Origin of the sequence: Nocardiopsis sp. B62 (genome assembly GCF_018070675.1) — a bacterium.
Classification (GTDB): Bacteria; Actinomycetota; Actinomycetes; order Streptosporangiales; family Streptosporangiaceae; genus Nocardiopsis; species Nocardiopsis prasina.
In genome coordinates this window covers 1-25,261 of sequence record NZ_JAGPXK010000042.1, presented here as the reverse complement: position 1 = coordinate 25,261, position 25,261 = coordinate 1, and the positions used below count along the sequence as shown (strand labels likewise).

General features: G+C 70.6%; 20 protein-coding genes and 2 pseudogenes. 11 read left to right on the top strand and 11 right to left on the bottom strand.

The window, feature by feature from the left end:
- The 4 genes and pseudogenes from KBX21_RS26810 to KBX21_RS25400 all read right to left on the bottom strand — a co-directional run.
- Positions 1–125: pseudogene (locus tag KBX21_RS26810) on the bottom strand (RraA family protein); the annotation flags it as partial.
- A 55-nt stretch (positions 126–180) separates the two neighbouring features.
- Positions 181–927, bottom strand: coding sequence for an RraA family protein (locus KBX21_RS25410; protein WP_210844166.1), 747 nt, complete (start codon positions 925–927; stop codon positions 181–183).
- 226 nt (positions 928–1,153) lie between these two features.
- Positions 1,154–2,059 (bottom strand): dihydropteroate synthase, encoded by a 906-nt coding sequence (gene folP / locus KBX21_RS25405; protein WP_210844164.1) that lies wholly within the window; start codon positions 2,057–2,059, stop codon positions 1,154–1,156.
- A gap of 66 nt (positions 2,060–2,125) precedes the next feature.
- On the bottom strand, positions 2,126–3,034 hold the full coding sequence (locus tag KBX21_RS25400; protein WP_049567001.1) for an Lrp/AsnC family transcriptional regulator: 909 nt from the start codon (positions 3,032–3,034) through the stop codon (positions 2,126–2,128).
- Between the two features lie 465 nt (positions 3,035–3,499).
- Here KBX21_RS25400 and KBX21_RS25395 point away from each other — a divergent pair, with 465 nt between their 5' ends.
- The 3 genes from KBX21_RS25395 (at position 3,500) to KBX21_RS25385 (ending at position 6,901) form a co-directional block, all read left to right on the top strand.
- Positions 3,500–5,047: an LCP family protein gene (locus tag KBX21_RS25395; RefSeq protein WP_210844162.1), complete on the top strand. Its 1,548-nt coding sequence runs from the start codon at positions 3,500–3,502 to the stop codon at positions 5,045–5,047.
- 150 nt (positions 5,048–5,197) lie between these two features.
- Positions 5,198–5,926, top strand: coding sequence for a hypothetical protein (locus KBX21_RS25390; RefSeq protein WP_049566993.1), 729 nt, complete (start codon positions 5,198–5,200; stop codon positions 5,924–5,926).
- Between the two features lie 183 nt (positions 5,927–6,109).
- Positions 6,110–6,901, top strand: a complete 792-nt coding sequence (locus KBX21_RS25385) for a hypothetical protein (protein ID WP_210844160.1) — start codon at positions 6,110–6,112, stop codon at positions 6,899–6,901.
- 81 nt (positions 6,902–6,982) lie between these two features.
- Here KBX21_RS25385 and KBX21_RS25380 read toward each other — a convergent pair whose 3' ends face one another.
- The gene (locus KBX21_RS25380; protein WP_049566986.1) at positions 6,983–7,192 is read right to left on the bottom strand and encodes a dodecin; all 210 of its coding nucleotides are present in this window, start codon (positions 7,190–7,192) and stop codon (positions 6,983–6,985) included.
- Positions 7,193–7,740: 548 nt separating this feature from the next.
- Between KBX21_RS25380 and KBX21_RS25375 the strand changes: the two are divergent.
- A pseudogene (locus tag KBX21_RS25375) lies at positions 7,741–7,944 on the top strand (hypothetical protein); the annotation flags it as partial.
- Between the two features lie 527 nt (positions 7,945–8,471).
- Here the strand turns inward: KBX21_RS25375 and KBX21_RS25370 are convergent.
- The 3 genes from KBX21_RS25370 to moaA all read right to left on the bottom strand — a co-directional run bounded on the left by KBX21_RS25370 (position 8,472) and on the right by moaA (position 11,465).
- Positions 8,472–9,074 (bottom strand): molybdenum cofactor guanylyltransferase, encoded by a 603-nt coding sequence (locus KBX21_RS25370; RefSeq protein ID WP_210844158.1) that lies wholly within the window; start codon positions 9,072–9,074, stop codon positions 8,472–8,474.
- Between the two features lie 43 nt (positions 9,075–9,117).
- On the bottom strand, positions 9,118–10,305 hold the full coding sequence (locus tag KBX21_RS25365; RefSeq protein WP_210844156.1) for an RtcB family protein: 1,188 nt from the start codon (positions 10,303–10,305) through the stop codon (positions 9,118–9,120).
- 152 nt (positions 10,306–10,457) lie between these two features.
- A complete protein-coding gene (gene moaA, locus KBX21_RS25360; RefSeq protein ID WP_199776456.1) occupies positions 10,458–11,465 on the bottom strand; it encodes a GTP 3',8-cyclase MoaA in 1,008 nt (335 codons plus the stop codon).
- A gap of 312 nt (positions 11,466–11,777) precedes the next feature.
- Here moaA and KBX21_RS25355 point away from each other — a divergent pair, with 312 nt between their 5' ends.
- Positions 11,778–12,599 carry an alpha/beta hydrolase gene (locus tag KBX21_RS25355; RefSeq protein WP_210844154.1) on the top strand — a complete coding sequence of 274 codons (822 nt, stop codon included), beginning with the start codon at positions 11,778–11,780 and terminating at the stop codon, positions 12,597–12,599.
- 30 nt (positions 12,600–12,629) lie between these two features.
- Here KBX21_RS25355 and KBX21_RS25350 read toward each other — a convergent pair whose 3' ends face one another.
- Positions 12,630–14,090: a PLP-dependent aminotransferase family protein gene (locus tag KBX21_RS25350; protein WP_049566962.1), complete on the bottom strand. Its 1,461-nt coding sequence runs from the start codon at positions 14,088–14,090 to the stop codon at positions 12,630–12,632.
- A gap of 171 nt (positions 14,091–14,261) precedes the next feature.
- Between KBX21_RS25350 and KBX21_RS25345 the strand changes: the two genes are divergently transcribed.
- The 4 genes from KBX21_RS25345 (at position 14,262) to KBX21_RS25330 (ending at position 21,713) form a co-directional block, all read left to right on the top strand.
- Positions 14,262–14,942, top strand: a complete 681-nt coding sequence (locus KBX21_RS25345) for a YitT family protein (RefSeq protein WP_210844152.1) — start codon at positions 14,262–14,264, stop codon at positions 14,940–14,942.
- 404 nt (positions 14,943–15,346) lie between these two features.
- Positions 15,347–17,152 (top strand): glycoside hydrolase family 15 protein, encoded by a 1,806-nt coding sequence (locus KBX21_RS25340; RefSeq protein WP_234003825.1) that lies wholly within the window; start codon positions 15,347–15,349, stop codon positions 17,150–17,152.
- 493 nt (positions 17,153–17,645) lie between these two features.
- Positions 17,646–18,320, top strand: a complete 675-nt coding sequence (locus tag KBX21_RS25335; RefSeq protein WP_210844150.1) for a uracil-DNA glycosylase — start codon at positions 17,646–17,648, stop codon at positions 18,318–18,320.
- Positions 18,321–18,488: 168 nt separating this feature from the next.
- The gene (locus tag KBX21_RS25330) at positions 18,489–21,713 is read left to right on the top strand and encodes an NACHT domain-containing NTPase (RefSeq protein WP_210844148.1); all 3,225 of its coding nucleotides are present in this window, start codon (positions 18,489–18,491) and stop codon (positions 21,711–21,713) included.
- Here the strand turns inward: KBX21_RS25330 and KBX21_RS25325 are convergent.
- The gene (locus KBX21_RS25325) at positions 21,710–22,507 is read right to left on the bottom strand and encodes a Sir2 family NAD-dependent protein deacetylase (protein ID WP_210844146.1); all 798 of its coding nucleotides are present in this window, start codon (positions 22,505–22,507) and stop codon (positions 21,710–21,712) included. The genes KBX21_RS25330 and KBX21_RS25325 overlap by 4 nt on opposite strands.
- Positions 22,508–22,673: 166 nt before the next feature.
- On the opposite strand from KBX21_RS25325, the gene KBX21_RS25320 reads away from it, so the two are divergent.
- Positions 22,674–23,558 (top strand): sulfotransferase, encoded by an 885-nt coding sequence (locus KBX21_RS25320; protein ID WP_049566933.1) that lies wholly within the window; start codon positions 22,674–22,676, stop codon positions 23,556–23,558.
- Here the strand turns inward: KBX21_RS25320 and KBX21_RS25315 are convergent.
- Positions 23,555–24,145, bottom strand: a complete 591-nt coding sequence (locus KBX21_RS25315) for a TetR/AcrR family transcriptional regulator (protein ID WP_210844144.1) — start codon at positions 24,143–24,145, stop codon at positions 23,555–23,557. The two genes, KBX21_RS25320 and KBX21_RS25315, sit on opposite strands and share 4 nt — an antisense overlap.
- Positions 24,146–24,209: 64 nt before the next feature.
- Here KBX21_RS25315 and KBX21_RS25310 point away from each other — a divergent pair, with 64 nt between their 5' ends.
- A complete protein-coding gene (locus KBX21_RS25310; RefSeq protein ID WP_210844143.1) occupies positions 24,210–25,115 on the top strand; it encodes a DMT family transporter in 906 nt (301 codons plus the stop codon).
- Positions 25,116–25,261 lie beyond the last annotated feature (146 nt).

The window sequence follows — 25,261 nt, the reverse complement described above, 5'->3', positions numbered from 1 at the left end:
AGGTCCAGGAGGTCGAGGGTGCTCTCCCCCGCACAGACGGCGTCGATGAGCTCCCGGTCACGGGAGACGCTGTCCATGGTCTCGGCGATGATCGTGCTCACCTGGCCGCGCGGGAGGCACACCACCCTGCTCCCCGGTCGTTCCGGGGCCGCCAGTCCTGTCGCGCCGGGGCCGTGCCGTTCAGTCTCCGCCGTGGACGTCGCCCACCACCGAGCGCGGACCCAGTCTGGGGCGGGCGTGCCCTTCCGGCACCGCGCGGCTCTCGCGCCGCGATCCGATCGGCCTCGGGCGACCGCGCCGGGCACCCCGGTCCGCAGCCCCCTCCCAGCCCGTCACCCTGGACGGGTCGAGGTCCAGGAGGTCGAGGGTGCTCTCCCCCGCACAGACGGCGTCGATGAGCTCCCGGTCACGGGAGACGCTGTCCATGGTCTCGGCGATGATCGTGCTCACCTGGCCGCGCGGGAGGCACACCACCCCGTCGTCGTCGGCCACGATCCAGTCGCCGCGCCGGACCGGCAGCGGCGCGGGGCCGCTGGCGTCCATGAACACCTGCTGTCCCACGGAGCCGCCCGCGTCGTGCCCCGCCTCGCGGACCGCCACCCCGGCACCGAAGACCGGCAGCTCGCAACGGGCGATGGCGGCGATGTCGCGCACACAGCCGTCCAGGACGATCCCGGCCACGCCCCGGGTTCGGGCGGCCACGGCGAGGATCTCGTCCACGTAGCCGTACTCGGACTCTCCGGAGACGTCCACCACCAGGGCGGATCCCGGCGGGGCCTGGGCGATCGCGACGTGCAGCGCGAGGTTGTCGCCCGGCGCGCAGCGGACGGGGAAGGCACTCGCGGCGAACCCGGCCCCCGGCCAGACGGAGAAGAGGTGGGTCCCGAAGGGACGACCCCCGCAGCGTGCCAGGGCCACCGTTCCCACAGCCGTCAACGTCTTCGCAAGCGCCACGTCAGCCTCCATTACACCCGCGCCCGGTGCGGTCGGTTCGGACCGACCCCTTCTATACTCGCGGGTAACTTAAACGTGACGCAAGGCATGCGGGCCCGAAACACGTAAAAATGCTACCGATGGTTACATCTGGGCGGGCGCCCGTGTCCGTCCCCCCACTTCCGGCGTTCCCTGCCTGGCAGGGCGACCAGCGCCCTCGTCACACGACCGACGCGACCACGTCCAGAGCGGCACGGGCGGCGGCGACGTCGTGGACCCGGAAGACCCGGGCGCCCTCGCACGCGGACACCGCCAGGGTGGCCAGGGTCCCGTCACCGCGTTCGGTCAGCCCGGCGCCGAGGGTCTCCCCCACGAAGTCCTTGTTGGAGACCGCCACCAGCACGGGCCAGCCGGTGGCCGCCAGTTGACCGAGACGGCGGGTGAGTTCGAGCGAGTGGTAGGTGTTCTTGCCGAAGTCGTGCGTGGGATCGATCATCACCCCGTCGGGGCGCACCCCCACCGACACGGCGCGCTCGGCCAGCTCGCACACCCCGGACACCACGTCCTCGACCACGTCCTCGTAACGCACGCGGTGGGGGTCGGTGCGGGGGGCCAGTCCCCCGCTGTGGCTGCACACCAGGCCGGTGCCGAACTCGGCCGCCACCCGGGCCAGGTCGGGATCGGCCCCCGCCCAGGTGTCGTTGATCATGTCCGCCCCGGCCTCGGCGCAGGCCCGCCCGACCCCGGCCCGCCAGGTGTCCACCGAGATCACCACGTCGGGGTGGCGGGACCGCAGCTCGCGCACGAACGGCACGGTGCGGCGGACCTCCTCGGCCTCGTCCACGTGCGCCCCGTACCCGGCCTTCACTCCGCCGACGTCGATGATGTCGACCCCCGCCGCCACGGCGTGGTCCGCGGAGGCCAGCGCGGCCTCCAGGGCGTAGGTGGCGCCCCGGTCGTAGAAGGAGTCGGGGGTCCGGTTGATCACGCCCATCACCGCGAAGCGCCGACCGGCGAAGGTCCGCCCGCGCAACCGCAGGGTCCCGGGGCCGTGCGCCACCGGGCGCCGGTCCCCGGTCTCACGCTTGGCTGCTGTCTCCGGCGTCTTCGGACCGTCCGTCACCATGGCTCCATCCTGGGGTACGAACGGGGCGGACGGTCACCCGCCCCGCCCCGTCGTGGTCGGCCCGGATCAGCCGGGTACCCAGCCGAGCGTGCGCTCACCACCCCGGCGCTCCTTGCGCACCTGGAGGTGCTCCCAGGTCTCCACGTGCCCGACCCCCGCGGTGGCTCGGATCCGCTCCAGCGCGTCCACCAACTGGCACCGGTCCGGCGCCGTGAGCGTCCCGATCACGTCGTAGCGACCGAAGCCGCTGGCCAGGAACGAGATCCGCCCCATGTTGGCCATGGCGGTGCCCAGCGCGTCCGCGTCACCCCGGCAGCGCAGTCCGAAGCCGAGCTGTTCGTTGGCGCCCACGGCCGACGGCTCGACCAGCGCGGTCACGTGGACCACCCCCGAGTTGAGCAGGCGCACCACACGCGAGCGCGCCGCCGCCTGCGACAACCCCACCTGTCGGGCCAGGTCGGCGTACGAGGCTCGGCCGTCCTTGAGCAGCCTGCGAACCAGCCGCCAGTCAAGCGCGTCCAACTCGACGTCGCGTAGTTCACGCACACTGCTGTGAGCGTCCTTGTACACGGCGTTGGCACGGAAGACCTCCGCGCCGTCCACACCCGGCAGCGAGCGCAGGTCGGCCAACTCCTTGGTCAGGGCGGCGTCGTCGGCCACCCTGACCTGCGCGACGGCCGGGAACCTCCCGGCGGTCTGCGCCGCGAAGGTCACGGCCTCCCGTTCCCCCAGCGCGTCGAGCATCGGACCGACCGGCCCGCTGACGCGGAACGACACGTGACCGAGGACCTCCATGCCCACCACGCCGGCGTGCAACACGCCGACGATCCTGATCGCCCCCGACTGCACCAACTGGCGCACTCTGGCGCGAACCGCCGTCCTGGACAGGCCCACCCCGTCCGCCAGGGCCTGGAACGTCGCTCTGCCGTCCCCCTGCAACGCCCGCATGAGCGCGGCGTCAACCGCATCGAGCACGATGGTTGCCTTTCGTTCCCATGACGCCGCCCTTACCCCCGGACGGCGCCCCCTCCTCCGGCCAGATCATCGCAGTTGTGGAGCCGCTTCACTACTGATCGCCAAAGAAATCGGTTGATTCACCCCTTTGACCGGCCGGACAGCGCCGTCCAATGCCCCAACAGGCCTCTCTCGACCACATAACAGACTTGTATAGAACACCCCTTATGAGGTGGCCGCTGTGCACACAACCCCGACAAAGCGCCACACTGAACACACGGGTCCGAGCGACACCCTCCGAGGGCACGACCCCGAGGGCACGCACCGCCCACCGCGCGGGACGACCGGCGGGCCGCCCCCCGTGCGAGCACCTGGGAAAGGGCATAACAACAGGAAGTGACCGTCACACGGCGAACGTGGCGCGAACGATCAAAACCGGAGAAACGGGGCGGCCGTGATCGCCCCGCGGCTTGAGAGGAATCGCTGGTGGCAGCGGAGGACGAGCGGCGGGACAAGGCGCCCACGCGCCCGAGCACGGGAGGGGCGCTGCTGTGGACCGTCGCGTCGCTTCCCCTCCCCGGTGTGGCGCACCTGCGCATGAGGCGTCGGCTCGCCGGGACCGTGATCCTCGGCGTGTACCTCGTGGGTGTCGCGGCGCTGGTCCTCGGTCTGGTCCGGATCGGCACCCACGAGGCGGGCGCGATGACCGTGCTGGCCGGGATGGCCGTGCAGGACCGCTGGCTGCTGGGCGTGATGGGCGCCGTGTTCGTGGTGGCCGTCCTGTGGCTGACCGTCATCGTGCACTCGTGGGCCATCACCCGCCCCGAGGGCGCGCAGTTCGGCCAGCGCCTGCTCGGTGGCGTCGTGGTCCTGCTGCTGTGCCTGACCGTCGGAGCACCGGCGGCCTGGGCGCTCCACGGCGGCTACACGGCCTACGAGACGCTGGGTGAGGTCTTCGACGCCCCGGAGCGCGACGACCTGCCGCCGCACGACGCCGCCGACCCCTGGTACGGAGCCGACCGGGTCAACGTGCTGCTGATCGGTGCGGACTCCGCCGACAACCGCTACGGCGTGCGCACGGACACCATGATGGTGGCGAGCCTGGACACCGACACGGGCGACGCCGTCCTGGTCGGACTCCCCCGCAACCTGGAGAACGTGCGCTTCCCCGAGGAGAGCGCGCTCGCCGATCGCTACCCCGAGCCGTACGGTTTCGACCTGCTGCTCAACGACGTGTACCAGACGGTCGCGGAGGAGCCCGAGGAGCTGGCCCTCAACCCGATCGCCGCCGACCCCGCCGCCGACACCCTCAAGAAGGTGATCGGGCACAACCTCGGCCTGGAGGTCGAGTACTACGCGATGGTCGACATGATGGGCTTCCGCGACCTGATCGACGCCGTGGGCGGCGTGCGGGTGCGGATCGAGGAGCCCATCCCCTACGGGGTGCACGGCGGGGTGCTGGAGCCGGGCGTGCGCCGCCTCGACGGCCACGAGGCGCTCTGGTACGGGCGGTCCCGGATCGGCTCCGACGACTACGGGCGGATGGGCCGCCAGGGTTGCCTGGTCAAGTACGTCGCGGAACAGGTCGACCCGACCACGGTCCTGACGAGCTACCGGCGGCTGGCCGGAGCCACCAAGCGCACCCTGACCACCGACATCCCGCAGTCGAAGGTGCCCGCCTTCATCGAACTGGCCGACGAGCTCACCGACCACGGTGACATGAGCGCCCTGCAGCTGTCCCCTCCGCAGGTGTCCACCGGCAACCCGGACTGGGACGAGATCAAGGAGCTGGTCGCGGAGGCGATCGCGGTCAGCGAGGAGGAGGACGACGCGCCGCTCGACGAACCCTCCGCCTCCCCCGACGGTGACCGCCCCGAGGACGCCGAGGACCCGACCCCCGAGGAGTGGGAGGAGTGGGAGGAGGACGAGCGGACCGAGTGGCAGCGCTACACCGGTCTGGACGAGCCCTCCCCCGCCGACCCGGGCCGTCAGGTCGGCTCCGAGGCCACCGACCTCGGCTCCATCTGCCCCTGATCTCCTTCCCCTGGGCCCGGTGCACCGGGCCCGGGGGACCGCGATGCCCCTGGGCAGCCTGCGGCAAACACCGGCGACGCACGGTGACCGGAGTCGGACAGTTGGCCACGGGCCGTTGTCACCCCTGTGCGGGCGTGTGAACCTGACTCGGTGACCACAGCGCAGCTCTGGACTCTCGTCGCCTTGGGCGCCTTCCACGGGCTGCATCCCGGCATGGGGTGGTTGCTCGCCGTCAGCAGGGGTCTCCAGGAGGGCGGTCGCCGCCAGGTGCTGGCCGCCCTGCCCGCGATCGCCGTGGGACACGCGGTCAGCGTCGCCGTCGCCGCGGTGGCGATCACCGTCACGGGCTCGGCCACCGCCTCGGTCCTCTTCCCGGTCCTGGGTGGCGGTGTGATCGTGCTGCTGGGGCTGGTGATCCTGCTCTCGCGCCAGCACTTCCACTGGCGGGACGTGCGCCTGTCGCTGTGGCAGCTGACCGCGTGGTCCTTCCTGATGTCCTCGGCCCACGGGGCCGGTCTCATGCTCATGCCGGTGCTGTCGGGGCAGCTCGACCACACGCATGTGGAGGGCGGCGGTCACGCGGGGCACGGAGCTCCCGGACCCGTCGACGTCACCGGGTCAGCCGCCGAGGTGACCGCGGGGGCCGGAACCGCGGGGGCCGCCGAGGGGGCGTGGAACCTGTGGGACGCCACCCTCCTCGGGCTCGCCGCCACCGGGGTGCACTCGCTGGCCATGCTCGGGGCGGCGGGGGTGGCGGCGCTGATCGCCTACGACTTCCTCGGCGTGCACGCTCTGCGCTGGAAGGGCGTGACCATGGACCGTGTGTGGGCGTTGACCCTGCTCCTGGGCGGCGTCATGGTCCTGTGGTCGGTGTGGTGATCCATCCGACCCGTGCGGCGTCATGACCGCTTCCACTTGATCCGCGTCACTGTCGGGAATGAGTGCTGTTCCCGCCGTGTCCCATATACGGAGGAATGTGCGAGGTAGCCGGAGAGACACGGCGCCCGAGGCGTCGACGGCGGCAGGGGCCGCCCCCGTCTCCGGCGTGGAGGAGCGGAGTCCATGACCCACAGAATTCCCGGAGCCGACAGGGTCCACCGACGATGGCACGGACTGGTCCTGGCCATCGCCGTCCTGACCGTCCTGGCAGTGATCGCCGTGCTCGGCACCCGCTGGGTGGTGGCCAACCAGAACCGGATCTTCCCCACCGCCACGCCGTGGAGCCAGGAGTGCTCGGTGTGGACCGGAGACGAGCAGGTCAAGCTCGACCGCGACCAGGCCAAGCGGGCCAGCACCGCCGCCGCCGTGATCGCCCAGGGGGACGACGCGCCCATCTCGCGACCGGACGTCGACGACATTCCCGACGAGGTCATGGACGCGCTGGTCAACGGGCCGGAGGATGACGCGGGCCCATCGATGAGCTGCAGCTACTCGGGTGAGGAGGTCGAGTTCGAGGAGGAGCTCCCCTCCGGAATGACCCCGCGCACCGAGACGCTCAAGGCGGGGATCGAGAACGACTTCGCCGACACCCAGATCGGCGGGTTCGTGGCTGGCGGGTACGACACCGGCCACGGCGAGGGCTCGGCGCACTACGAGGGTCGGGCGCTCGACGTCTTCTACCGACCGGTCAACGAGGACAACCGGCGGGAGGGGTGGCTGCTGGCGCACTGGCTGATCGCGCACGCCCCGGACTACCAGATCGACGTGATCATCTTCGACGACAAGATCTGGAGCACCCGGTACCCCTCGATGGGGTGGCGTCACTACGAGGCCGACCCCGACAACGAGATCCTGCGCCACCTGGACCACGTGCACGTGGACGTTCTGCGCGGCCCGGAACCCGACGACGACTGAGCGCGGGGCCGGGGCCCGATCCCTCGGCCCCGGCCCGGCCCGCGTTCCGGGCCGTGACGCCGGACCCCGGAACCCGGGCGGTCAGTCGTCCAGCCGGAAGCCGACCTTGAGGCCCACCTGGAAGTGGGCGACCTCGCCGTCCTCGATGTGGCCCCGGACCTGCGTGACCTCGAACCAGTCGAGCCCGCGCAGCGTGGCCGAGGCCCGCTGGATACCGTTGCGGATCGCCTGGTCGACGCCCTCGGAAGAGGTTCCGACGATTTCCGTGACGCGGTAGGTGTGGCCGGTCATGGGTGACCCCCTGTGTAGTCGGTGGCTGGGGCCGCGCGAACCCGGCCCCGCTCCCTGCCTCCCCTCAATCCCCGCCGGCCACACGGCCTCCTCGATTTACTCCGGGAACCTTTCCGGAGAACGGATCGGCGGGCTTTGCTGTTTGTTTCTGAGGACTTTGGCCCCGGTTGGGACGGGCTTGGCCCAGGTGACAGGCGTTCCGTCAAGGGAATGGGCCGACCGACCAGGACCGGAAGGGTCGGTGAAGTGTCAGATAAGTTCTGACCTGGGACTTAGGACCGCCCCTGGCGGGACTGTCCCGAGACAACGTCGTAACTCACTCTTGACGTACCCCGGGGGGCGTCGGTGTACATTGGGTCTAGCGCTTCGATCCCCCGTCGAAGCGCGGGACGATGTTTCGAGCCCCCGTCGAAACATCGCGCGCGACGCCGGGTGGTTTGCCCCCGTAACCACCCGGCGTCGCCTTTTGTCCGCACCCGGTCGGCGTGAATACCCGCCCGTGGCCGGGGCTTGACCACCGAATCCGCTTTGTCGCCAGGGGACCAGCATTGGGTAATACCGCACCGGACACACACTGCTCGCGCAGGAGCTGCCGTGCCGCCGCCGAGTGGGCACTCGTGTGGAACAACCCCAAGCTGCACACCCCCGACCGCCGCAAGGTGTGGGTGGCCTGCGACGAACACCGCGAGTACCTCGCCAACTTCCTCGGCCTGCGCGGTTTCCTCCGTGAGACGGTCCCCATGACCGAGTTCCTTGCCAGTGAAGAAGACGGCGACGACGCTGGTCGGACCGGAGGGGACGGGCCCGGATCAGGGCCCGGTACCCGCCCCTGATCCGTCACTCCTGATCCGTCACCCCACGGCGGTGTTCCGGCCCTCAGGCGGACCTCCTGGTGACGGCAGCGCGCCGCCTCGGCCAGCGGTTCCGGCCAGGGACGAGCCCAGGAGGTGGCCCTCAGAGCGTTCTGGACCAGGACCGGTCCGAGCAGGCCCGCCTGGAGCCCGCCCGGACCGGGGTCGGCCTCGGCCTCCTCCGGAAGGCGGCGCACCACCCGTGCCGCGGCGTTCCCTGCTCCTCAGTGCCCCTCCCGTGGGTGGTCCACCACAACGCGCATGCGGTGACAGGCCTCCTCGGTCGCTCACGGGCGCCCGACAGGTGCGCCCCCGCCGGAAGCAGGCCACTCGGGATCTGGAGACTGATCCAAGGGCGTTCGCGGACCTGGACGAACGGCGCCGGGGCGAGCCCCCGCAGATCGCGGAATCCGCTCAGTGAGGAGCGGTCAGGCCGGTCCCTGCTCCCTGGGAGTCCAGGCGGCGCGGGCGCGTTCGAGGGCCTCGGGGGTGTCCACGTCGAACTCCTCGGGGGCGTCGGTGAGCGGCACCCGCACGGGACCGAGAGGGCTGAGCAGCCGGTGGAGCGAACGCCCCGTGTACGCGTCGAGGGCGGTGCGCAGCGCCACGGTGTCCCAGATCCCGGTGAGCCACTGTTCGCGGCCGGTGGGATCCACGAAGACGGCTCCACCGGGCTCCCCCGCGCGCTGGCCCCGGAGCGCGGCGCCCAGAGCGGCGAGGTGGTTCGGGGCCAGGTGGGGGAGGTCTGCGGCGAGCAGCGCCACCCACGCGCCGCTCACGTGCGGCAGTCCGGCACGCAGGGCGGGGACGGGGCCCCCGCCGGGCGGGTCCTCCCGGACGTAGCGGGCACGAGGACGGTCGCGTTCGGGCCCGACCACGGTCACGTCGGCGTGCGGTGAGTGGGCGCGCACCGCGCCCACCACGTGTTCCAGCAGGGTGCGTCCGGCGACGGTGAGGCCGGGCTTGTCTGCGCCGCCCATGCGGGTCGCCGCTCCCCCGGCCAGCACCACCGCGTCGAGGTTCTCGATCACCCTCCCAGCATGCCGCACGCGGCGTCGGCCGGGAGCGCGGGGCTCACCCCTTGACGCAGACCACCTGGCGCAGGTGGGCGACCACCTCGACGAGGTCGGTCTGGGCCTCGATCACCGACTCCAGGTCCTTGTAGGCGGCGGGGATCTCGTCCACGACCCCGAGGTCCTTGCGGCACTCAACGCCCTTGGTCTGCTCGACGAGGTCGGCCCGGGTGAACGTCCTGCGAGCCTTGTTCCGGCTCATGCGGCGTCCGGCGCCGTGCGAGGCGGAGTTGAATGAGGCGGGATTGCCGAGGCCCTTCACGATGTAGGTCCCAGTGGCCATACTGCCCGGAATCACACCAAACTCCCCCGAACCCGCACGAATCGCTCCCTTCCGGGTGACGAGCACGTCCACGCCGTCGTAGGTCTCCTCCGCCACGTAGTTGTGGTGGCAGGAGATCCGCTGTTCGAACGTGGTGCCGGGGACACGCTCGGCCAGGACCTGGCAGGCCAGACCCATCATGACGTCCCGGTTCCGGCGGGCGTAGTCCTGGGCCCAGAACAGGTCGCGCCGGTAGGCGTCCATCTCGGGGGTTCCGGACACGAACACGGCGAGGTCGCGGTCGGGCAGGTCCCGGTTGTGCGGCAGCGCCTGCGCCTGGGTGATGTGGTGGTCGGCCAGTTCCTTGCCGATGTTGCGGGACCCCGAGTGCAGGACCATCCAGACGGCGCCGTCGTCGTCGAGGCACACCTCCAGGAAGTGGTTCCCGCCGCCGAGGGTTCCCATCTGGCGCCGGGCGCGCTCGTTTCGGGGGTGCACGGCGGAGGCGAGCCCGTCGAAACCGTCCCAGAAGCGGTCCCAGCCGGTGTTGCCCAGACCGGGGACGCGCGCGGGGTCGACGGGCTCGTCGTGGGCGTGGAAGCCGACCGGGACGGCGGCCTCCAGGGCCGAACGCAGGGACCCGAGGTCGTCGGGCAACCGTTCGGCGGTCAGGCCGGTGCGCACGGCCGTCATGCCGCAGCCGATGTCGACGCCCACGGCTGCCGGGCTCACGGCATCGCGCATCGCGATCACGGAGCCGACCGTCGCGCCCTTTCCGTAGTGCACGTCGGGCATGACGGCGAGCCCGTGCGTCCAGGGCATGCTCGTCACGTTACGGAGCTGGTCCATGGCGGCGGACTCGACCTGCTCGGGGTCGGCCCACATGCGGATCGGTACCAGGTCTCCGGGGACTTCGGTGTAGGGCATGGGCACCTCCCGTTTCTCTTGCCGTCAGCCCGGGGCACCGTCGTTGGTCGGTGTCGGTGCCCCGGAACATCAAAGCCAGTGAGAAGGGAGGGCGGCAACTGCTTTACGTCGGTTCGCCCCACCTTGGCGGGCCACCGCGCGGTGTGATCTGGTCAGCCGCCGATAGCGGACATCGGGCGGGCGGGCTGGAGGAAGCTCGGGTCGTTGATGCCGTGGCCGGGGAGTTTGGCCCCGACGGCGGCCCGCCAGCGGTCGGCGATCTCGTCGTCGCTGGCGCCCTCGCGCAGGGGTGTGCGCAGGTCGGACTCCTCGCGGGCGAAGAGGCAGTTGCGGATCTGGCCGTCAGCGGTGAGCCGGACCCGGTCGCACGCCCCGCAGAACGGGCGGGTGACCGAACCGATGACCCCGACCGTGGCGGGTTCGCCGTTGGGGAAGGTCTGGCCGCGCAGGTGGAAGAGCTCGGCTGGAGCGCTGCCACGGGTGTCGGCGTCGGCCGGGTCGAGGTCGAACTCGGCCTCCAGGCGCCCCAGGATCTCGTCGGCGGTGATCATGGTGTCCCGGCGCCAGCCGTGCTGGGCGTCCAGGGGCATCTGCTCGATGAAGCGCAGTTCGTAACCGTGCTCCACGCAGAAGCGGAGGAGATCGGCGGCCTCGTGGTCGTTGGCGTCGCGCATCAGCACCGCGTTGACCTTGACCGGGGTGAGTCCGGCGCTCGCCGCGGCGGCCATCCCGTCCAGGACGTCGGGCAGGCGTCGGCGCCGGGCCAGCTTCTCGAAGACGACCGGGTCGAGGGTGTCGAGGGAGACGTTGACCCGGTCCAGTCCGGCCTCGGCCAGGGCGGGCGCGGTCCGGGCGAGCCCGATCCCGTTGGTGGTCAGCGCGGTGTGCGGGCGGGGTTCGAGGGCGGTGGTGCCCGCGACGATGTTCACCAGGCCGCGCCGCAGCAGGGGCTCACCACCCGTGAAGCGGACCTCGTTGATACCGAGGCGGGTGGTGCCGATGCGGATCAGGCGAAGGAGTTCGTCGTCGGTGAGCAGCTCCGGTTTGGGAAGCCACTCCAGTCCCTCCGGTGGCATGCAGTAGGTACATCTGAGGTTGCACCTGTCGGTGAGCGACACACGCAGGTCCGTCGCCACGCGGCCATAGGAGTCGGCCAGCACGAGCGTCATCCTCCTCTCCAGTCCGGTTTTGCCTGTCGGGAAAGCACGGGGGTGCTCCCACAAGAGGGATACCCCCTCTTAAGCGTAGAAGATCCAGTTTCACGGCGAGTCGTCGCGATCGCACCATTTGGCATATTTCGTCGACTCGCACGAGATCACACCGCCCTCTCTGGCCGTTGCCCCAAACACACACCGTGACCACGACCCCCACGAGGCGCCCCGGCCCCGCCTCACGGATGTTCTAGGGTGACCTCTCCGGCGGCGACCACCCGATCGTCGCAGACGGCAGCGGCAACGAGGAGGCAGGACACGGTGATCAGCACACGTGAGTGGGGACTGGCCGGAGGGCCCGACGGTTCCGGGAAACTGGCGGCGCGGGCCTGGGCCCCAACCGAGGGCGAACCCACCTGGCTGGCCGTGCTCGTCCACGGCTACGGCGAGCACCTGGGCCGCTACGAACAGGTCGCGCGGGACCTGTGCGCCGCCGGAGCGGTGGTCTACGGCGCCGATCACCGGGGACACGGCGGTTCCTCCGGTGAGAGAGTGCTCATCGACGACTACGCCGGGGTCGTCGAGGACGTGCACCGGGTGGTCACCCAGGCCCGCACCGCCTACCGCAGCCTCCCCCTGGTGATGATCGGTCACTCCATGGGCGGCCTGATCGCCACCCGCTACGCCCAGGTGAACCCCGGCGCGGCGCAGGCCCTGGTGCTGTCCGGCCCGGTGCTGGGCCGCTGGACCGCGCTGGAGGAGATCGCCGCCGCCGAAGTGATCCCGGACGCCCCCATCGACCCGTCCGTCCTCTCGCGCGACCCCGGCGTCGGCGAGGCCTACGTGGCCGACGAGCTGGTCTGGCACGGCCCCTTCAAGCGCGCCACCGTGAACGCCCTGCTCACCGAGTTGAGGCGGGGCAACGAATCGGGAGACCTCGGCTCCCTCCCCCTGCTCTGGGTGCACGGCCACGAGGACCAGCTGGTGCCGCTGGAGGACACCAGGACGGGCATCGAGGCGGTGGCGGGCGAGGACGTCACCGTGCGCGTGTTCCCCGGCGCCCGGCACGAGGTGTTCAACGAGACCAACCGCGACGAGGTGATCGCCGAGGTGGTCCGCTTCGCGCGGCGCTTCGCCGTCTGAGGACACGCCAGGGCACGGCGTTCGAACAGGTCAGACATACAGCTGGCCGCGCGGCTGCGAGGGGTGGGCCAGTGTCTCGGCGTAGGCCGCGGCCAACCGCTCCACGGCGTCGGCCAGCACGTCCGGCGGCCGGGTGTAGGCCAGCCTCAGGTACCGCTCCAGGGTGCCGTCCGCGCCGAACACCGGCCCGGCCGCCGGGTGCACCCCGTGCCGGACGGCGGCCTCCGACAGCGCGGTAGCGACCGGCTGGGGCATCGCCGCCCACAGCACCAGTCCGCCACCGGGCACGCTGGGCCGCCAGTCCGGCAGGCGGTCGCGCAGGGCGGACAACAGGGCGTCCCGGTTGCGGCGCAGCTGGCGGCTTCGCTCGGCCCGGATGCGCAGCACGTCGGACATCAGGTGGGTCGCGGTGAGCTGGTCGTGCACCGACCCCGCCAGGTCGAAGCGCTGGCGGATCGCCATGATCCGGGTGACCATGGGCGGGGTCGCGCGCACCCAGCCCACCCGCAGCCCGCCCCAGAACAGCTTCGCCACCGAGCCCACGGTCAGCACCCGCCCGTCGGTGTCGTGCGAGGCCACCGGGGCGGGCAGGTCCCCGGAGTCGATGGCCAGCTCGGCTCCGGACTCGTCGATGATCAGGTGGGAGCCCGCGCGGCGGGCCTCCCGCACCAGGACCCGGCGTTCGTCGTCGTCCATGAGCGCGCCGGTCGGGTTGTGGAAGTCCGGGATCATGTACGCCGCGGTCGGCCTGCGCTGGCGGAAGGCGTCCACCAGGTACTCCATGTCCCAGCCCTGCGGGGTCACCCCGGTGGTGCGGATGCGGGCGCCGTTGCGGCGGGCCGCGTCCAGGCCGTGCGGGTAGGTGGGTGACTCCAGCAGGACCTCGTCCCCCTCGTTGACCAGCAGATCCATCGCGAGGGTGACGCCCTGCTGGGCACCGCTGGTGACGAAGATCTGTTCGGGGGTGGTGGGCAGCCCCCGCTCCACATACCGCCGGGCGATGGCGTGCCGCAGCTCGGGCAGACCATAGGGGTAGTAGCCGATTCCGCCCACGTGGGCGGCGAGCTGCTCGGAGGCGTGGAAGGAGGCCGCGCGCAGCCCGTCGACCGCCGGGGGCGCGGCCACGCCGAGGTCGATCTGCTCGGCGGCGGGGACGAAGGGCGCGGGCCCCCGGGTGCCCGAGTCCGGCAGGACCGTCCAGCTGCCCGCTCCCTGCCTGCTGTCGAGGAAGCTGTTGTCACGCAGCCAGGCGTAGGCGGCGGTGACCGTGTTGCGGCTGACCCCCAGCGCGGTGGCGAGGTCGCGTTCGGCGGGCAACCGCGTGTGGGTGGGGACCCGCCCGTCGAGGACCAGCCCGCTCACGGCCCGGGCGATCGCGAGGTAGTAGGGGCGTTCGACCGGGCCCTCACCGATCAGGCGCGCGAGCAGTCGGCCGTTGATCCGCCGGGTGCCGCCACCGGTTCCGGGATGGTCGGTGCGCTGCCTCGCCATGGGATTCACCTCACCGGGGGAGAAATCGGGCCAGTTGCCAGGATTGGCTCTTCAATCCGAGCACCACCTGGGCCACGATACCGATGTGGCCCCTCTGTGGATGGTCATCCAATCACCCCATGAATCTGTTCCGGCGCGGCGCCGGTACACGCGTGAAAGTCGAGGCCGGCCTTGTCCGAACCACCCCGGAACCCCGTCTCCGCCCTGGCCCGGCGGCTGCTGATCACCCCGGTCCTGCCACGACCCCGGCTGCGCCGCCTCTTTCAGCTCTACCTCGGCCTCTCCATGTACGGCCTGAGCGGCGCTCTGCTCATCCGCTCCGACCTCGGCGCCATGCCCTGGGACGTGCTGCACCAGGGGCTGTCCCACCAGACCGGGCTGTCGATCGGCACCTGGAGCGTCATCGTCGGCGCCCTGCTGATCCTGCTGTGGATCCCGCTGCGCCAGAAGGCGGGACTCGGCACGCTGAGCAACGTGGTGATGGTCGGCGCGTCCGTGGACCTGTCCCTGTGGCTGCTGCCCACCACCGACTCCCTGCCGGTCCGGGTGCTCCTGCTGGCGTCGGGGGTCCTGGTGTGCGCGGTCGCCACCGGCCTCTACATCGGCGTGGGACTGGGCCCGGGGCCCCGGGACGGCCTGATGACCGGGTTGGCCGCGCGCGGACTGTCCGTGCGGCTGGCCCGCACCCTCATCGAGGTGACCGTGGCGTTGTCCGGGTTCCTGCTCGGCGGGACCGTCGGCGTGGGAACCGTGGTGTTCATGGTGACCATCGGCCCCCTGGCCCAGGTCTTCCTCCCGATGCTGCGGATGCCGGAGGATACGCCGGAAAGCCCCACTCTGACGGGCCGTTAGCCGGTCCGTCACGGCTCGTTGATCACCGCGTCATAACTTCTCCCCATTAAAAGCCGCACATTCCGCGACATACCTCTCGCTCATCCGAATGCACGTGCATCGGCCTGTAGCCAGGTCCCCACTGAGCATGGAAGATGGGGACCGCGGTGACCGGTGGGGACGGGTCCTTTTCCAGAACCGGCCTTTTCGCCTGCCCACACCTGGGCACATACCCGGGTACGAGACGGCTGTGGGCGGTCCGGGGGGAAGAGCATGACCCGAACGGCGCCCCGATCCGAAGGCGGGTCGGGAGACAGGTCCCCGACGGGATGCGCACACGGGCGTGCGCGCGCAGGATCGCGCGGAAGCGACAGTCCCCGTGGCGACGGGGCGGCTCGCGCCACCGCACAGACGAAGACGACGTGTTGGGGGTGAGCCGCGTGCCCGGCTGGATTGAAGACTACGCAATGATCGGCGACATGCAGACCGCCGCGCTGGTCGGGCGGGACGGGTCCATCGACTGGGCGTGTCTGCCCGACTTCGACTCCTCGGCCTGCTTCTCCGCGATCCTGGGCGACGAACAGAACGGTCACTGGACCCTGCGCCCGGCCGAGGGAAGTCCTCGGGCCGACCGGCGCCACTACCGGGGCGAGACCCTCATCCTGGAACAGGAGTGGGACACCGACACCGGATCCGTCCGGGTCATCGACTTCATGCCGCCCCGGGGCGGGGCGCCGCACATCGTGCGGATCGTGGAGGGGCTGAGCGGCACCGTGCGCATGAGCACCACCATGCGCATCCGTTTCGACTACGGGCACGTCGTCCCGTGGATGCACCGCGCCGGGACCGAGCTGGTCGCGATCGCCGGGCCCGACGCGATCTGGCTGAGCGCCCCCGTGGCCCTCAAGGGCCACAACTTCACCCACGACACCACCTTCACCGTCACCGCCGGACAGCGCGTGCCGTTCGTGATGACCTGGCACCCCTCCCAGGTGGAGGAGTCCGACCACCTGGACGCGGAGAAGGCCCTCTCCCGCACCGAGAGGTTCTGGGAGAAGTGGGTGGACCAGTGCACCTACGACGGCCCCTACCGTGAGGCGGTGGTGCGCTCCCTCATCACGCTGAAGGGGCTCACCTACCGCCCCACCGGCGGGATCGTGGCCGCGCCCACCACCTCCCTGCCCGAGGAGATCGGCGGGGTACGCAACTGGGACTACCGGTACTGCTGGCTGCGGGACGCCACCATCACCCTGGAGGCGCTGATCCGCTCCGGGTACACCGACGAGGCGATGGCCTGGCGCGAGTGGCTGGCCCGCGCGGTCGCCGGTGAACCCCAGCTGATGCAGATCATGTACGGCATCAGGGGGGAGCGCCGCCTCACCGAGTGGGAGGCCGAGTGGCTCCCGGGATACGAGTCCTCCGCGCCGGTCCGCGTCGGCAACGCCGCGGTGGGCCAGTACCAGCTGGACGTGTACGGCGAGGTCATGGACGTGCTGCACCTGGCCCGGCGCTCGGGCATCCAGGGTGGTGAGCACCTGTGGGGGCTCCAGCGGTCCCTGGTCAACTACCTGGAGTGGTGCTGGGACGAGCCCGACGAGGGCCTGTGGGAAGTGCGGGGCCCCAGGCAGCACTTCGTCCACTCGAAGGTGATGGCCTGGGTGGCAGCGGACCGGGCGGTGCGCAGCATCGAGGAGTTCAACACCGAGGGGCCCATCGAACGCTGGAAGGCGCTGCGCGACACCATCCACGCCGAGGTGTGCGAGTACGGCTACGACCCCCAGCGCAACACCTTCACCCAGTACTACGGCAGCAAGGAGCTGGACGCCGCCCTGCTGCTCATCCCCGAGGTCGGTTTCCTCCCCTACGACGACCCCCGCGTGGTCGGCACCATCGAGGCGGTCCGCGAGGACCTGATGGTGGACGGTTTCGTGCTCCGCTACCGCACGGACCTGGAGAACTCCGCCGACCAGCTCCCCGGTGACGAGGGCGCGTTCCTGGCGTGCAGCTTCTGGATGGCCAACGCCCTGCTGTCCATCGGCCGCCAGGAGGAGGCCCGTGAGCTGTTCGAGCGGTTGCTCTCCCTGCGCAACGACGTCGGCCTGCTCGCAGAGGAGTGGGACCCCGGGGCCGGCCGCCAGGTGGGGAACTTCCCGCAGGCCTTCAGCCACGTACCCCTGGTGACCACGGCGCTCAACCTCGCCGACCGCCAGGGAGGGTGGCGCGCCGAGTAGCCGTTCCCCCGCTCCGAAAGCCCCCGTGCCCCGATGGGGAGTGTCCCCACGGGGCACGATCATGCTCGAACCAGGTGGCACGCGGTCGGGGAACCCCCGGTCACTGGTCAGCGTGGGGTCCGCTCTCCAGGATGGGCCCACCGATCCCCTCCGGGCGACGCGTTGCCGGAACTTTCCTCACTGGTACCGGACCCGGCCCGGACACGCGGTGAAGACGAGCCCCCGACGCCGTGGGCCTGCCACTACCTGTCCGCCTACCTGGGATACTTCGACCACTGGGACAAGGCCGTCCGCCACGACGAGGCGTTGGTGGTCCACCACACCCGTCTGTGTGGTGAGGACTCCGCCGAACCGGACCATCCGCTCCCACCTGGTCCGATGGCGAGAGCAGGCCCCCAGGTGACCACCCGTGCCCGCTGCGATGAGGCGGGTGTGGCGGCCAGAGAGGCCGAATCGGACCTTGTTGTCCGTGGCTGGCGCTAGTGTTCTGGCCATGCCGAACAAGGACCTGCACGAGATCATGGACAGCGGTTGGGCGAAGGCGCTGGAGCCGGTCGCCCCGCAGATCGCCGCTATGGGCGACTTCCTCCGTCAGGAGGTCGCCGAGGGCCGCACCTACCTGCCCGCCGGGGACCACGTCCTTCGTGCCTTCCAACAGCCCTTCGACGACGTGCGCGTGCTGATCGTGGGCCAGGACCCCTACCCCACGCCCGGGAACGCCGTCGGCCTGAGTTTCTCGGTGGCGCCCGAGGTCCGCCTCCCCGCGAGCCTGCGCAACATCTACGAGGAGATGGGCGAGGACCTGGGTACCCCCATGCCTTCCAACGGTGACCTCACCCCGTGGACCCAGCAGGGTGTCCTGCTACTCAACCGGGTCCTGACGGTGGCTCCGGGCAACGCCGGATCGCACCGGGGCAAGGGCTGGGAGGCCGTCACCGAGCAGGCCATCCGGGCGCTGGCCGAGCGGGGCAAGCCGCTCGTGTCGATCCTGTGGGGCCGTGACGCCCGCAACCTGCGCCCGTTGATGCCGGGCATCCCGTGCGTGGAGTCCGCGCACCCCAGCCCGCTCTCGGCTCGCAACGGCTTCTTCGGCTCCAAGCCGTTCAGCAGGACCAACGAGATGCTCAGGGAACAGGGCGCCGACCCGGTGAACTGGCAGCTGCCCTAGGGCGTCTCACCCCTCGTGAGCGTCCGCTCCCCCGTGGGCGCTCATCCAAGGGACAACCCCATATTCGCGAAACCCCTTCTGACGTGCGGACTCGACGCCACCCCCGGTGTCGGGTCCGATCGCGTTCCCGCCCCAGGCACCCCCGGACGAGGAAGAGGCACCGACCCGATGGCCAGACGGCTCACCTACAGTGACGCGCTGAGGATCCTCGGCAACAGCGATTCGGAGGCACTGGACCTCGCGGAGAAGGTGGCGGACGGTGGACTGGGGCTGGTGGGGGTCCCCGACGTCTTCGGGGTGCGCGGCGCCCTGGTGAGCAAGAGCCGCCAGCTGTTGGAGGGGCTGGGCGGCCGACTCCGGGGCGAGAGCCGGATGTCCCGTACCGAGAAGATCCAGGCGGCCCACCAGATTCTGGTGATCACGTCGGTGTTCGAGTCGGCGGAGGAGGTGTTCACCAGGATCGGGATGCCCTTCGGGCTGGACGACCTGGAGATCACCTCGGAGGAGCAGTTCACGTTGTTGCGGGAACGTCTCGTGGAGATCCCGGGACCGGGGCTGTCATTCCCGATCACACACTCCGGCAGTCGCAGGAAGCACGGCTCGGTGACTGCGGAGTACATGAAGGGTGTGGCCGCCCACCTCACGGACTTCTTCTGTTCTCTCGCGGTGGCCGAGCGGCACGGAATCACCTGGGACCACCATCTGATGAGGAAGTTCCGGAGTTCCATGGCCCAGGTGGTACCGGGGCGTCTGGACGAGAACATCCGACGATTGGGTGCCGAGGTTCCCGAGTTCGGCATGTGGCTGCACACGAGCGAGCACGAGCGGACCCGTCAGGAGATCGGCACCGGCCTCTCCGACCTGCACGAACAACTGGTCCGCATCAGCTCGACGCGCCCGGTCACCCGGAGGAGGAAGGAACTCACTGCCTCCTACCAGGCGGTGCTCAACCGGCCGATCCTGCGTTCCGACGACGCCCCGGCCGGGCTGGTTCTCCCCTCGCTCCGGGCGGGATACATCCCACCGCGCGGGCGGATCACCATGGCACGCGAGAACAGCAGCCCCGCCAGTGACGACTGGTGGCAGGAGTTTCCCGTCCAGGACGATCTCCAGACGATCGTGGCCTCCCTGATCACACACCCCCGTGCCACCGAACACCCCACTGTGGTTCTGGGCCACCCCGGCGCGGGCAAGTCCAAGTTCACCGAGATGCTCGCCGCCCAACTGCCGCCGGAGGACTTCCTCCCCATCCGCGTGGAGCTGCGCGCGGTCAGCCCCAACGCACCTCTGCACGTCCAGATCGAGGAGGGGCTACGGGCGGATCTGCACGCCACCGTGTCCTGGCGGGAGTTGGCCGACGACGCCGACGGTGCGCTGCCCGTGATCATTCTGGACGGATTCGACGAACTCCTCCAAGCGACCGGGGTCGACCGGTCCGACTACCTGGAGCGAGTTCAGGAGTTCCAGGAGAAGCAGGAGCACATGGGCCAGCCGGTGGTCGTGATCGTCACCAGCCGCACCCTGGTGGCGGACCGGACCCGGTTCCCCCCGTTGACCACGGTCATCCGGCTGGAGCCCTTCGACGACGCCCAGATCGAGCAGATGCTTCGGGTGTGGAACGAGGCGAACGACGCCTCGAAACTGCGGCCCCTGACGCCGGAGGCGGTGCTCCGCTACCGCGATCTCGCCGAGCAGCCCCTCCTCCTGATCATGCTGCTCATCTACGACGCCCACGGCAACGCACTGCTCAACGCCTCGGACACCCTCTCCCACGGAGAGCTGTACGAGCGGCTGCTCACCATGTTCGCGCGGCGGGAGGTGGACAAGCACCGGCCCCACCTGGGCGGCCGGGACCTCGCCCGGGCGATCGAGGACGAGCTGCGGCGTCTGGAGGTGGCCGCGATGGCGATGTTCGCACGCGGACGCCAGAGCGTGCGCGCGGAGGAACTGGACGCGGATCTGGCCGTCCTCATGCCGGAGGCCGCCGAGACACCCGACAACGCCGACCTGCACGGTCAGATCGCTCCAGCCCACCAGGTTCTGGGACGGTTCTTCTTCGTCCACGAGGCGCGTTCCAGGACCACGGACGGCACCAGCAGCGCCTTCGAGTTCCTCCACGCCACCTTCGGGGAGTATCTGGTGGCCCGCATGGTGGTGGCGGCCCTGGAGGAGCTGGTCGAGGACCGCGCCCGGGTGTCCCGTCGCCGAAGCCGGGCCCTGCACCTGGACGACGGTGAGCTGTACGCGCTGGCGTCCTTCGCCGCCTACGCGGGCCGGGACAGGGTGGTGACCTTCCTGGACGAGCTCCTGTCTCGACTGCTGGAGAAGGAACCGGACCTGCGGGAGGAGTTCCGGGAACTGCTTCTCGATCTCTTCCAGGAGGCGCCCTTCCCCGCGGCCAACCGCTCGTTCGCAGGATACGAGCCACAGCGCTTCTCCGTCTCGGACCGAGAGGGCCGCTACACGGCCAACCTGCTCACCCTGTTGGTTCTGGTCCTCGACGAACCCGTGCGGCTGGAAACGCTCTTCCCGGGCGAAAGGAACCCATGGCACTCCTGGCGTAAGACCGTCGCTCTGTGGCGCGCCCTCCCCGCTCCCCAGTGGTTCGGGGTCCTGGGCACCCTGCGTATGCGACACCTCGGCTACTGGGAGGGAAGTGAACCGGTCACGGTTCTGACACGTGAGCGGGGCGAACCCTTCAACGTGGGCGAGGCTGTGGGCTTCGAGCTGCGCGCCGACATCTCCGGAGAGGCAGCGAACATCAACCCGTACGAGGTGACGGTGCCCAGTGGGACGGTCACCTCACGGTTGCTCCGGTCGATGGCCCTGCGTGCCAACGGAACGGCGTCCCGTCTGGCTCTGGTCCTGACCCCCTACCTGAAGCACATCTCAGACGATCTGGGCACCTGGTACACGGCGGAGGGCCGGAAGCCGTGGATCGAGTCCCACGAGGTACTCCGGTTGCGTCTGGAGCCGATCGACCTGCTTCCGACGGAGTTGGTGAGCGAGCGGCTGAGCAGCTACTCGGGGCTCCTGTTCCGCGACAAGCCGGACCGCGTGGTGCTCACAGTCCTTCGCCAGGCTTTGGAGGACCTGCGTTCCTGGCCCAATCATCTGGGCCCGGACTCCCGCCTGAAGCTCTCCCAGATGGTTCAGAAGGCACTCCGTGGCGTGCACAGGAGCCCCACCACCCCACAGGAGGTCTGGGACTCCTTCCAGCGGCTCCGCGGAGAACTGATGACGCTCCTCGGGCAACTGGAAAGCCATCCCGGGGAGGAGCTCTGGAGCGTCACACCCTCCCTGCCCGTCAACCAGTCCGCGCCATCGCGACCGATCAAGCGCTCCGGGTCCCTGGGGGGCTCCGCCGGGCCGCTTCCGGACGACCTGCCCTAGCCCGTCAGGGCGCGCCTGACCAACGCCGGGACCAGGTCGCCGATGGGGTCGTGCAGGACCGCGCTGGCGTAGTCGTCGTAGGGGGTGGGTTCGGCGTTGACGACCACCAGCGGAGCCCGCCCCATCATGGCGACGTCGCACAGCCCGGCCACCGGGTGGACGGTCAGCGAGGTGCCCATCGCCACGAACACGTCGCACTCGCGGGCCGCCTGGGCGGCGCGTTCGATGATCTCGGGGTCCAGGCGCTGGCCGAAGGAGACGGTGTCCGTCTTCTGGATTCCTCCGCACACCGAGCAGTGCGGGTCGGACTCCTCGTCCAGGCGCGCGAGCACCTCCGTGCTGGGGGTGCGCAGTCCGCAGGACATGCACATCACCCGGAGCATGGTGCCGTGGACCTCGATGACCTCGTCCTCGGGGACCCCGGCGCGCTGGTGCAGACCGTCGATGTTCTGGGTGACGAGCGCGTGCAGGCGCCCGGCGGCGGCCAGATCGGCCAGGGCGAGGTGGGCCGCGTTGGGTCCGGCCTTCCAGACCTGGTGGGAGCGGCGGGCCAGCCACGTTCGGCGGCGCACGTCGACGTCGCCCATGTAGCTGTCGATGTCCGACATCGCCTCGGCGTCGGGGTCGGTGGTCCACAGCCCCTGGGGGCCACGGAAGTCCGGGATACCGGAGTCCGTGGACACTCCGGCGCCGGTCAGGACGGTGATGCGCCGCGCGGAGGCGAGCAGCTCGGCCGCGTGTTCGAACCCCTCCGGGTCGGCGAACGGCGTGGTGTCGTCGGTCATCGAGGCCATACCCCATTCTTACAGCGTCTTTGCACGGCTTTCCCCGGTCTTGGCCCAGCACGGCGCTTTCTGGACCGATCCTGCCCTTAACCTCGGGGAACGTGTGGGGCGGGTGCCGCCAGGCCCCGACCGATGCACACGAGAAGGGCAAAGGGTGCAAAAATACGACACAATCATGAAGCAGCCCTCCTACATCCTCGTGGTCAACGGGACCAAGGTGGAGCGCCCGGTGTTTGTGCTCGGTGCCCCCCACTCCGGGGTTCCGGTGATCGCCCACGCCCTGGCCCGCGCGCCCGGCTTCCATCTCGGTGCCGGTTCCTCGGGCGTGCTCAACGCCGTCTACGCCGTGGCCAGGCGCCCCTCCCTCGCTCAGGAGAAGGTGTCCGGAACCGCGAGCCTGCTGCGCGAGGCCTACGCCGAGACCTGGCAGCTCACCCCCCTGACCTGTCCCAGATGCCCGGGCCCCGGTGCCCGGGTGCCCGCCAACGCCTCCGCCGAACCGTGCGAGCACAGCGCCGCCGCCCTCCGCTACGGTGACGCCAGCCCCGACCTCCTGTACTCGGCGAGTGCCCTGTACGCCGCGTTCCCCGACGCGCGCTTCGTCCAGATCATCCGCGACGGCCGTGACGTTGTGGCGGACATGATGGAGGACGAGCGCTCGCTGGCCTGGCTCAAGCCCAGTTTCATGAAGCTGGACCACGAGTTCCCCAACCACTTCTTCGGCCTGGAGGAGGAGTCGGACCTGGACGACTTCACCGAGGGTTCGGTGGCGACCAAGTGCGCGATGCGCTGGCGGGGCGCGGTGCGCATGTCCGCGAGGCTGCGCCAGGAGATCGGCCCGGAACAGCTGATGACCCTGCGCTACGAGGACGTGCACGGCCAGGAGATCGAGACCTCCGAAAGGCTCCTGGACTTCACCGGCGCCCGGGTCTCGGCCAGTGAGCTGCTGACCGACCACTCCTGGGGCGTGGGCTCGTGGCGGGAGCGGCTGACCCGCAAGGACCACGGTGACGTGCACGAGGTGGCGCGTCACGAACTGTCCAGGCTGGGCTACCTCTAGGCGCCCACCCCGTTCGCGGTGAGCAGGGTGTCGGCGGCCGCGCGCGCGGTCAGGGCGGCGTCGGCGACGCCGGTGACGTTGCGCGCGACGACGGCGCCCTCGTGGAGCATCGCCAGGACCTCGCCCAGTGCCTCGGGGCCGGTGGCTCCGCCCTCACGGGCGAGGTCGGTGTACAGGTCGCGCAGCCACCGCTTCTGTTCCTCGGCCACGGTGCGGCCGGGGTGTTCGGGGTCGGAGAGCTCGGCGTAGGCGTTGACCATGGCGCAGCCGCGCTGGTTCTCCTGCCGCATCCACGCGTCCAGGGCCTCGAAGGTCGCCCCGATCCGGGCACGCGGGGAGGCAGCGGGGTCCATGTGGGTGTCGAGGAAGTCGCGCCAACGGGTGTCCCGTGCGCGCAGGTAGGCCACGACCAGCCGCTGTTTGGAGCCGAACCGGTCGTAGATGGTCTTCTTGGTGACCCCGGCGCGTTCGGCGACCAGTTCCATGCCCACCGTGTTGATCCCCCGCGTGTAGAAGAGGTCGGTCGCCACGTCCAGGACACGGCGCGCGGCGGGGGTCAGCCGCGGTTCCCGGGTGATGCCGGCCATGATGCGCTCCTTCGGTCGGTGACTACATTGTGAGTATACCGACCGGTGTGTTTACCTCTGCGGCATGGACGTCATGACCTCACGCACACGGACCCGCCCGACCGCCCGACCCCTGATCCCCTTCCTGCTGGCCTCGGGGCTGGTCGTGATGTGGAGTTCGGGGTTCGTCGGGGCCGAACTGGGCACCCGGCAGGCCCCGGCGACCACCCTCCTTGCGTGGAGGTTCCTCGTCGTGGGCGGCTTGCTCGTGGCCTGGTGCCTGTGGCGCGGGTCCCGGATGCGCGGCCGGGACATGGCGCTGCACGCGGTGCTCGGGCTCCTGGCCCAGGCCGGGTACCTGTACGGGGTGGTGGCGGCCGCCGAAGCCGGGGTGGCCGCCGGGACGAGCGCGCTCGTCGCCGCCCTCCAACCCATGGTGGCCACCGCGCTCGCCGTCCCCCTGCTCGGTGAGCGGGTGCGCGGGCGCCAGGTCGTCGGATTGGCGGTGGGCCTGGTCGGTGTGGGCATGGTGGTGGGTTCGGACCTGCTCCAGGCCGGGTCCGCCCCTTGGTGGGCGTACGCGCTCCCGTTCGGCGCCATGCTCTCGTTGGTGGCCGCCACCCTCGTGGAGCGCAGATCGCGTCCCGGCGGGAGCGTGGTGGAGGCACTGGCCGTGCAGTGCGCGGTGAGCGCGATCCTGTTCACCGGGCTCGCCGCCTCGACGGGCACCCTGGCCCCGCCCATGACGGCGGGGTTCTGGGCCGCGGTGGCGTGGGTGGTCGTTCTGTCCACGCTGGGCGGCTACGGGCTGTACTGGATCAACCTGGCACGAACCAGCGTGGCGCGGGTGTCCGCGCTGCTCTACCTGACCCCGCCCACCACGCTCGTGTGGACGTGGCTGATGTTCGGCGACCCGGTGGGCGCGGGCGCGCTGGCCGGGATGGCGGTGTGTGTGGTGGCGGTGCTCCTGGTGCGCTCCCACGAGCGCTGAGCGCCAGCGCGGTGCCCCCACCCCCCCCCGGCGGGGCACCCCGCCCACCCCCCCTGATAAGGGCCCCGTGTCCCCGGAGTACAACCCCGGTTACCCGGTAGCCCGGGCGTCCCCCAAGGGGTCGTCGACCACCACCACGAGTTAGC